Annotated in this window: 7 protein-coding genes and 3 pseudogenes; 8 read left to right on the top strand and 2 right to left on the bottom strand. The window is 62.2% G+C overall.

What is annotated here, in order from left to right; all coding sequences use genetic code 11:
• Positions 1-3: 3 nt before the first annotated feature.
• The 3 genes and pseudogenes from EN742_RS39385 to EN742_RS38735 form a co-directional block, all read left to right on the top strand.
• Positions 4-141: pseudogene (locus EN742_RS39385) on the top strand (sugar ABC transporter permease); the annotation flags it as partial.
• Positions 140-928: pseudogene (locus EN742_RS15610) on the top strand (haloalkane dehalogenase); the annotation flags it as partial. The pseudogenes EN742_RS39385 and EN742_RS15610, both read left to right, overlap by 2 nt.
• Positions 929-952: 24 nt before the next feature.
• Positions 953-1,249, top strand: a complete 297-nt coding sequence (locus EN742_RS38735; RefSeq protein ID WP_210212552.1) for an Rdx family protein — start codon at positions 953-955, stop codon at positions 1,247-1,249.
• A gap of 219 nt (positions 1,250-1,468) precedes the next feature.
• Here the strand turns inward: EN742_RS38735 and EN742_RS15605 are convergent, their stop codons facing one another.
• Complete coding sequence (locus EN742_RS15605; protein ID WP_189375349.1) at positions 1,469-2,362, bottom strand: aminoglycoside phosphotransferase family protein; 894 nt, start codon at positions 2,360-2,362, stop codon at positions 1,469-1,471.
• A gap of 250 nt (positions 2,363-2,612) precedes the next feature.
• Positions 2,613-3,263 carry a GntR family transcriptional regulator gene (locus tag EN742_RS15600; RefSeq protein WP_126056178.1) on the bottom strand — a complete coding sequence of 217 codons (651 nt, stop codon included), beginning with the start codon at positions 3,261-3,263 and terminating at the stop codon, positions 2,613-2,615.
• 135 nt (positions 3,264-3,398) lie between these two features.
• On the opposite strand from EN742_RS15600, the gene EN742_RS15595 reads away from it, so the two are divergent.
• The 5 genes and pseudogenes from EN742_RS15595 to EN742_RS15575 form a co-directional block, all read left to right on the top strand.
• Positions 3,399-4,520, top strand: coding sequence for a cupin domain-containing protein (locus tag EN742_RS15595; protein WP_127405157.1), 1,122 nt, complete (start codon positions 3,399-3,401; stop codon positions 4,518-4,520).
• Positions 4,521-4,530: 10 nt separating this feature from the next.
• Entirely contained in the window at positions 4,531-5,451 is a 921-nt protein-coding gene (locus EN742_RS15590) for a fumarylacetoacetate hydrolase family protein (RefSeq protein WP_128332996.1), read from the top strand.
• Positions 5,452-5,571: 120 nt separating this feature from the next.
• On the top strand, positions 5,572-6,603 hold the full coding sequence (locus tag EN742_RS15585) for a carbon-nitrogen hydrolase family protein (protein ID WP_127404781.1): 1,032 nt from the start codon (positions 5,572-5,574) through the stop codon (positions 6,601-6,603).
• A 44-nt stretch (positions 6,604-6,647) separates the two neighbouring features.
• On the top strand, positions 6,648-7,400 hold the full coding sequence (locus EN742_RS15580; RefSeq protein WP_127404780.1) for an Asp/Glu racemase: 753 nt from the start codon (positions 6,648-6,650) through the stop codon (positions 7,398-7,400).
• A gap of 252 nt (positions 7,401-7,652) precedes the next feature.
• A pseudogene (locus EN742_RS15575) lies at positions 7,653-8,218 on the top strand (peptidase M29); the annotation flags it as partial.

The following is an 8,218-nucleotide window of genomic DNA, read 5'->3' as shown; positions in this document are numbered from 1 at the left end:
AAAGTGACGATCGTGGCCGGAAAGACCGGGGCTCGGCGAAGATTGCTACCCCTGCTAGGCAAGATTTGGGAGCATCGCGCTGACTACGCGTACGTGCTTCCTGCGATTGCCGTGATGCTGATCGTCATCGCTTATCCGATTGGCCTATCGGGAGGCTGGTGAGCCCGGATTGCCGGTGGCCCTGTTTCTCCACGGCAACCCAACCTCCTCCTTCATTTGGCGTCACATCCTTCCGATCGTGGCGGGATCGGCACGCTGTATCGCGCCCGACCTGATCGGGTTCGGCCAATCCGGCAAGCCCGAAATCGGCTATCGGTTCTTCGATCACGTGGCCTATCTCGATGCATTCCTCGAGGTTATGGGGATCGAGGCCGCTTACATCGTCGCGCAGGATTGGGGCACCGCCCTGGCCTTCGAACTGGCGGCCCGGCGGCCCGACATCGTGAAGGGATTGGCTTTCATGGAGTTTATCCGGCCAATCCCGACATGGAACGATTTCCATCGGAGCGAGGTCTTGCGGGAGACGTTCAGAAAGTTCCGCGCGCCGGGAATCGGCGAGGACATGATCCTCGGACAGAACGCGTTCGTCGAGCGCGTGCTTCCCGGGTCCGTCCAGCGGGGGCTTAATGCGCAGGAGATGGAAATCTACCGCGCCCCCTTTGCGACGCCCAAGTCGCGCACCCCGACCTGGCGCCTTCCGAACGAGTTGCCGATTGCGGGCGAGCCGGCGGACGTCTGGCATACGCTGGACGAGGCACACGCCGCATTGCGGGTATCGGACTATCCGAAGGTGCTGTTTGCCGGCAACCCGGGCGCTCTCGTTTCGCCTACTTATGCTGAGGCGTTTGCCGCTGGGCTCAGGAACTGCCGCTTGATCAAACTGAACTCGGGCCTGCACTACCTCCAGGAAGATGAACCCGACGCAATCGCTGCTGGCGTCGTAGATCTGATCGTGGGTGCCGAGCATTCTGCCGGTCATGTAACGGCTGAAGTCGAGCCCTGTCAGGGGATCACCATCACATATTGCGGGCCGTGCGGATATGAGAGCCGCGCCACCCGGGCTGCCAGGAGCTTGACTGATGAACTCGGTCTTCCCGTGGAGTTGAACGCTGGCAAAGGGGGCGTATTCCAAGTCGCGGTTGCCGGTCAGGTCGTGACATCGAGGCGCAAGGGATACTTTCCCGACAACGCTGACATCGTGCGCGCGGTAAGAGAAGCTCTCCAAAGGCGTCGCGAGAACGATCGATAGCGGTCGCCTCAAAATCATAGCCGGAATTGGTGGAGACAATGGCCGTGGTCACGGTCGAAGGATGCGTCAGCTTGCCGGCGCGCGTCATTTGTTGGTCGGCCACGCCGCTTTGATCCACGAGCGGTCATGATCTGCCGCTACGCCGGTTCCCTGCGCTTGTGAAGGAACTTGGGCTCATGCGCGCGAGGCATTTCCGACCGACCGACGCCCAGGTTCGGATCAGATCAGGTCGTCGATGATGCGGGAGAGCGTCGAGCGGCCAAGGGCACTCATGGCGGGGTTGGTGCCTCGGTAGTACCAGACCAAGCCCATTGCCTGCTGGAAGGCCCATGCCGCTCCGCGCTGCCACTCGACTTGGCTTGATCCAAGATGGGAACGCACGGCTTCGCGCCGACTGCTATCGAAGAGATGCCATGCGGCAACAAGATCCAAGGCCGGGTCGGCCGGGCCGAAACTGCCGCTGTCGAGCACACCAACAAGGCGGTCACCACGCACGAGGAGGTTGGCCGGAATAAGATCGCGGTGGCTCATAACGTCGAGACCGGACGGCGGCAGTTCACGCAGCCGAGCCCATATGCGACGGAGCCGAGACACGTCCAGGAGACCCTCGCTGTTCTTGAAACAGATCGACATCCAGTCGTCGTGGTCAGGAAGGCTGCCGCCCCTCCCCTGCCCATCAAAACGACGGCCATGCGTGTCCGCTGCTCGTAGCGACGCAATCAGTTTGGCAATGTCGAGTGCGAAGGTCGTAGAGGCAGCAAGCCCATCGTGCGTGGCAACGTCACCTTCTATCCAACTCTGCATTGCCCACGGCAACGGATAAAGCGGACCCGGTTGACCAATCCCGATCGGTCGAGGACAGGCAAACGGGGAATGCGCAGCAAACTCCGTCATGGCCGCGGCTTCGTTGCGTAGCATATTGGCGCACTCGACTGGCTCCATTGCGCGCAGGGGGAATCTTGCCGCTACTCTCGATCCAATCCTGAAGATTGCATTGACCGTACCAATCGCGCCAAGCTGCACGATCCGCTCGTGGCGATACTCTGGGAACTCGTCGAAGATCATCTCGCGAACGATATCAGCATCGATATGGACCTGGTCCGAGTGCATCATGGTGCTGGCGTCTCCCTGCCAATTTTTCGCCGAATAAACCAGACAAGCGTCGAACCTGCGCGCCCATCGTGAGCGGCACCGCGGCCCAAAGCGCCTGCGTGATCCAGTCAAGCATCCTAGACGCTTGGAAGATGGTGGCCCACGCCCAACGCGATGAGGAGTGCCGCGCCAATTCGTTGCACGACCATCGCGGTCATGGCTTTCGCTGCATGGAAGTAGCCGACGCGATGGATTCCTGGCCAGCTCAGTTTCAGCTGTTAATAGCCGCCGCAAGATGCTCCACCGTTCTGAGGTAGTGCTCTCTCAGCAGAGCAGAGGCCTTCGCCGCGTCCCTGTCGAGCGTCGCTTGCGCGAGTGCGCTGTGCTCGGCCTGGACATCGCGGCCAACCGGCAGCGCGGACGCAAGCAGAACCGGAATGCGATAGCGCTCGGTCGCTGCATAGAGCCGTTCGAAGAATTCCAGCGTCCAGGGCGAATTGCAACCGGCCAGCAAGGCGCGGTGGAACGCGTGGTGCCGCTTTTCGAGGGTCCAGATATCGGCTTCGGGGCCCGTTCGCGCCGCCTGCACATTCAAGGCGTAGAGCGAGGACACGATGCCCGACGCCCAGGCGTCGTCGCCGTTCTTGATTGATGCCTTGAGCGCTTCCGTCTCGATGACGATGCGCAGTGACGTGGCGTCGTGCAGCTCGTCGAGCGACAACGGCGCTACACGGAAGCCGCGCAGCGATTCGGCCGTCACCAGGCATTCGGCCTGGAGGCGGTTCAGTGCCTCGCGCAGAGGCGAGAAGCCCATGCCGTAGCGCTCGCCCAGGTCGGCAAGCCGCAACGGTCGGCCAGGCGGAAGTTCGCCGCGTATGATGTCGTGGCGCAGGGCATCGTAGGCTTTTTCGGCAAGCGTCATTCAGGTTTCCTCGCCCGTACAGCCTTACCTTATAGAGGAACGCGTCGGCAATTTCATTTATTTTCGAAAATTTCTATTGCAATCGAAAATCCTAGACGTCATGCTAGACTAACGGGCTACAAGCAGGAGGATCCCATGGCACAGGAGCGCGAAAACCATCGCGAGGATGTCGTCGGCCGGGCGAACGTCGAGGACACGCCGGAATTGCTTGCCTATTACGACGAGCTGGCGCACCACAAGGCAGGCGCGCTGTGGACCGTCGCCAACAAGATCGAGCCCTGGGAGCCGAAGTCGCAGTCGGTGCCGGTGGTCTGGCGCTATCGCGACCTGCGCGCGCATGTCCTTCGCTCGGTCGAACTTGTCACACCGGAAAAGGCCGGACGGCGGGTGGTCTATCTGAACAATCCGGGGCGCACCGACGTGGCCGCCGCGGTCGGCTGGATCTATGGTGGGCTGCAGGTGATGAATCCTGGCGAGGTCGCGTCGGCCCACCGCCACTCGGCCTCGGCAATCCGCTTCATCATGGAGGGCTCGGGCGCCTATACGGTGGTGGACGGACACAAAATGACGCTCGGCGCGAACGACTTCGTGCTGACGCCCAACGGCACTTGGCACGAGCACGGCGTGGAGGCGACCGGCTCACCCTGCATCTGGCAGGACGGCCTGGACATCCCTTTCGTCAACGCCATGGAAGCCAATTTCTATGAGGTCCATCCAGATCTCAGCCAGGCGGTCGGTTACGCGGTCGACGACATGACCAAGACCTGGGGAAATGCAGGTCTCAGGCCGATGGGCGAGAACTGGGCCAAGGGCTACAGCCCGATGTTCAAATACGAATGGGCGCCGACCTACGAAGCGCTGACGAGATACGCGGGTTGCACCGATGGCTCGCCCTTCGACGGCGTGCTGATGGAGTATGTGAACCCGGTGACGAACGGCCCGGTCATGCAGACGCTCGGCGCATCGATGCAGATGCTGCGTCCCGGCGAGCACACAAAGGCGCACCGGCACACGGGCAGCGGCCTCTACCATGTGGCGAAGGGCAACGGTCATTCGATCATCAACGGCCGCCGCTACGATTGGCAGGAGCACGACATCTTCTGCGTGCCTTCCTGGGCCTGGCACGAGCATGCCAACGGCTCGGATCGCGAAGACGCCTGCCTGTTCTGCCTGTCCGACCTGCCGGTGATGCGGGCGCTCGGGCTCTACCGCGAGCAGGCATTCGGCGACAATGGCGGCCTGCAGCCGCTCCACTGAAGGAAAGATCATGAAACTTGTGACCTATCGCGCCTCGGTCGAGGCCGCGGCAAGGCTCGGCGTCCTCGTCGACAATTTGGTGGTGGATGTGGGGGCGCTCGCCACGGCGCAAGGCACGATCCTGCCCGACACCATGCTCGGCCTGATCGATGCCGGGCGCAGCGGTCTGGATATGCTTCGCGACTGCCTCGGCAGGGCAGCGGGGCGCTTCCCGGCCGGAACCGCCACAGCGGTGGACAATGTGAGGCTGCTGGCGCCCATTCCCCGACCGCGCAAGAACATCTTCGGCATCGGCCTGAACTATATCGAGCATGTCGCGGAGAGCGCGAAGTCGCTCGACACGTCAAAAGACCTGCCGAAGCAGCCGGTCGTCTTCTCGAAGCCGCCGACCACGGTGATAGGGCCTGGCGACGGCATCGAGCACAACAAGAGGATGACGCAGCAGCTCGATTGGGAGGTGGAACTCGCCGTCATCATCGGTACCACCGCCCGCCGCGTGCGCAAGGAGGACGCGCTAAGCCACGTCTTCGGCTATTCGGTGATGATCGACGTTTCGGCGCGCGACAACCGGCGCGCCGGTCAATGGATCTTCTCCAAGGGTCAGGACACGTACGCGCCGTTCGGGCCGTGCATCGTGACGGCCGACGAGATCCCGGACCCGCAGGTGCTCGACCTGTGGCTGACGCTCAACGGGGTCGAGAAACAGCGGTCCAACACCCGCCACATGCTGTTCAAGGTCGACCACCTGATCGCCGACATCTCGTCGGCGATCACGCTGGAGCCCGGCGACATCATCGCCAGCGGCACGCCGGAAGGTGTCGGCGCCGGGCGTGATCCACAGGAATGGATGTGGCCAGGCGACGTGGTCGTGGCCTCGGTCGAAGGGATCGGCACGCTGCGACACCCCGTGGTGGACGCGACGCCGGAGTAGACACATGCACACGCCATTCGAGGCGGCCGTTCAGATGACCTCGGTTCCTGGCTATCCGATGGCGACCGCCGAGTCGGCAACGGCCGGCATGGCGGGCCGATCACGCGCAGGAGGGTTGCCATGCTGAAGCTTCCGAAATTCGTCGCCGCAGCGGTGCAGGCCGCGCCCGTCTTTCTCGATACGCCGGCGACGATCGAGAAGGCCGTCTCCCTGATCCGCGAGGCAAGGGCCAATGGCGCGGATCTCATCGCCTTCCCGGAGGTGTTCATCCCGGCCTATCCGTACTGGAGCTGGATCACCGATCCGGTGACCGGCGGAGCCTGGTTCGACAAACTGGCGCGCGCCGCCATTACCGAGCCGGGCCCGGAAGTCGAAATCCTGCGCAGTGCGGCACGCGAAGCCGGCATCCACGTCGTGATCGGCATCAACGAGCGCAGCACGAGTTCGATTGGAACTCTCTACAACACCCTTTTGACCATCGGCCCGGATGGAACGCTGCTTGGCAAGCACCGCAAATTGATGCCGACCTGGGCCGAAAAGTTGACCTGGGCGCCCGGCGATGGAGCCGGCCTGAAAGTCCACGACACTGCAATCGGGCCACTCGGCGCGCTTGCTTGCGGCGAGAACACGAACACCCTTGCGCGCTTCACCCTTCTCGCCCAAGGCGAACTGGTTCACGTCGCCAGCTACATTTCGCTGCCCGTTGCGCCGCCCGACTACGACATGGCGGAGGCCATAAAGCTGCGCGCCATGGCCCACTCGTTCGAAGGCAAGGTGTTTACGATCGTTTCCTGTTCGACCGTCTCGGAAGAAATCATAGCCGCAATGGAAGGTGTCGTTCCGGATGCAAGGGCGCGCCTGCAGCGCAAGTCCAGCGCCTTCTCTGGGGTGATCGGCCCGGACGGACGCGTGGTTGGCGAGCCGCTGATCGACGAAGAAGGAATCGTTTACGCCGAGATTGATCTCGGACGCTGCATCCAGCCGAAGCAGATGCATGACATAGTCGGCCACTACAACCGGTTCGACGTTTTCGACCTGCGGGTAAGCCGCCGCAGGCTGGAACCGATTTCCCTGACCGAAAGGGTGCAGACCTTCGACAGCGACGACGCCGGCTTGATCGAAACGGCACAGCCAGGTGCCCATTCGGCATAAGCCGAAGCCTACCAGTTACAGCAGTCAGACGGAGCGGATCCAGCATGGCAAGCACTTTTCGCATCGGGCAGATCGTGCCTTCCTCCAACACCACAATGGAGACGGAAATCCCGGCGATTTTCCGCACGAGGGAAATATTCCTGCCTGAACGTTTCACTTTCCATTCCAGCCGGATGCGGATGAAGAAGGTGGTCAAGGAAGAGCTCGAGGCCATGGATCGTGACAGCGACCGCTGCGCGATCGAGCTTTCCGACGCGCGCGTCGACGTCCTCGGCTATGCCTGTCTGGTCGCGATCATGAGCATGGGCAAGGGTTATCACCGCACCTCGGAAGCGCGGCTGCATATGCGCACAGCGGAGAACGGCGCTCCTGCTCCAGTTGTCACGAGTGCAGGTGCGCTCGTCGACGGCCTCAAGGTGCTCGGGGCGAAGAAGATCTCGGTGATATGCCCTTACATGAAGCCGCTTACCCAGCTGGTGGTCGACTACATTGAGCATGAGGGAATAGCGGTGAAGGACTTCGTCGCCCTCGAAATTCCCGACAACCTCGAAGTCGGCAGGCACGATCCGAACAACCTGCTCGATATCTACAAGAGGGTCGACACAACCGGGATCGACGCGTTTGTTGCGTCCGCCTGCGTGCAGATGCCTTCCTTACCGGTGATCGACGAACTCCAGAAGGCGCTGGGCCTTCCCGTTGTCAGTGCCTCTGTCTGTACCAGCTATCAGATGATGTCACGGCTTGGACTGCTCGCCGCGTCACCCGGCGCCGGGGAACTGCTCTCCGGCAGGTATTGAGAGCGCAGGTTCAGTCTAGGCCCCTGGATCTAAGATAGACCCCGGTTACCAGTCGGCAATGCAGTCCGGATTTCCGCGATGCCCGTCCCACCGCCTGACCGCGTTGGTTAGCCCGGATTCCTGTGACACGTCATTATTCTCGAAAAAAGAAGAATCTTCGAAAATTTCATTGACAGGCTTATGCGAACGTGAAAACTTAACTGACAAGTAAAGAAATCCGAAACAAGCCGGATCGTCAATGGGAGTTTAACGATGCTGCAAGAGCGCATCGAAGGACGGTGGCTGGACTGCTTCCGCCGCGTCTTCGTGCTAAATGCTATCGGCAAAGGGACAAGGGTGGCGATCCTGTCTGAGACGCAGTCGCGTCCGGTGCTGGTCCACCTGTCGGAACTCGCCCTGCACGATCTCGGTGCCGAATTCTGCATGATCCAGATGCCGACGCCGCGCCAAACGGCGCCGGTGCCGGTGAAGTCCACCGGCACGTCCTGGGCGATCCAGGGCAACCGCGCCGTGATCGAGGCGCTGAAGCTCTGCGAGGTGATCGTCGACTGCACGGTCGAGGGGCTGATCCATGCCCCGGAATGGCCCGAGATCGAGGCGGCAGGACGAACCCGCCTCCTGGTCGTCACGAACGAACATCCTGAAATTCTCGAGCGCACCGAGCCGACGGCCGAACTCGGCCCGAAGGTGGCGCTCGGCGTGCAGATGCTGCGCGAGGCGGGCGAGATGCGCGTCACCTCGCCGGCCGGTACCGATCTCGTCATCGATCTGCGCAACGCACCCTGCGGCGGTACGCCGGGCTTCGGCACCACGCCCGG

Origin of the sequence: Mesorhizobium sp. M4A.F.Ca.ET.020.02.1.1 (genome assembly GCF_004022645.1) — a bacterium.
Taxonomy (GTDB): Bacteria; Pseudomonadota; Alphaproteobacteria; order Rhizobiales; family Rhizobiaceae; genus Mesorhizobium.
The sequence above is the reverse complement of the archived record's forward strand: the minus strand, read 5'-3'. Positions and strand labels throughout refer to the sequence as shown.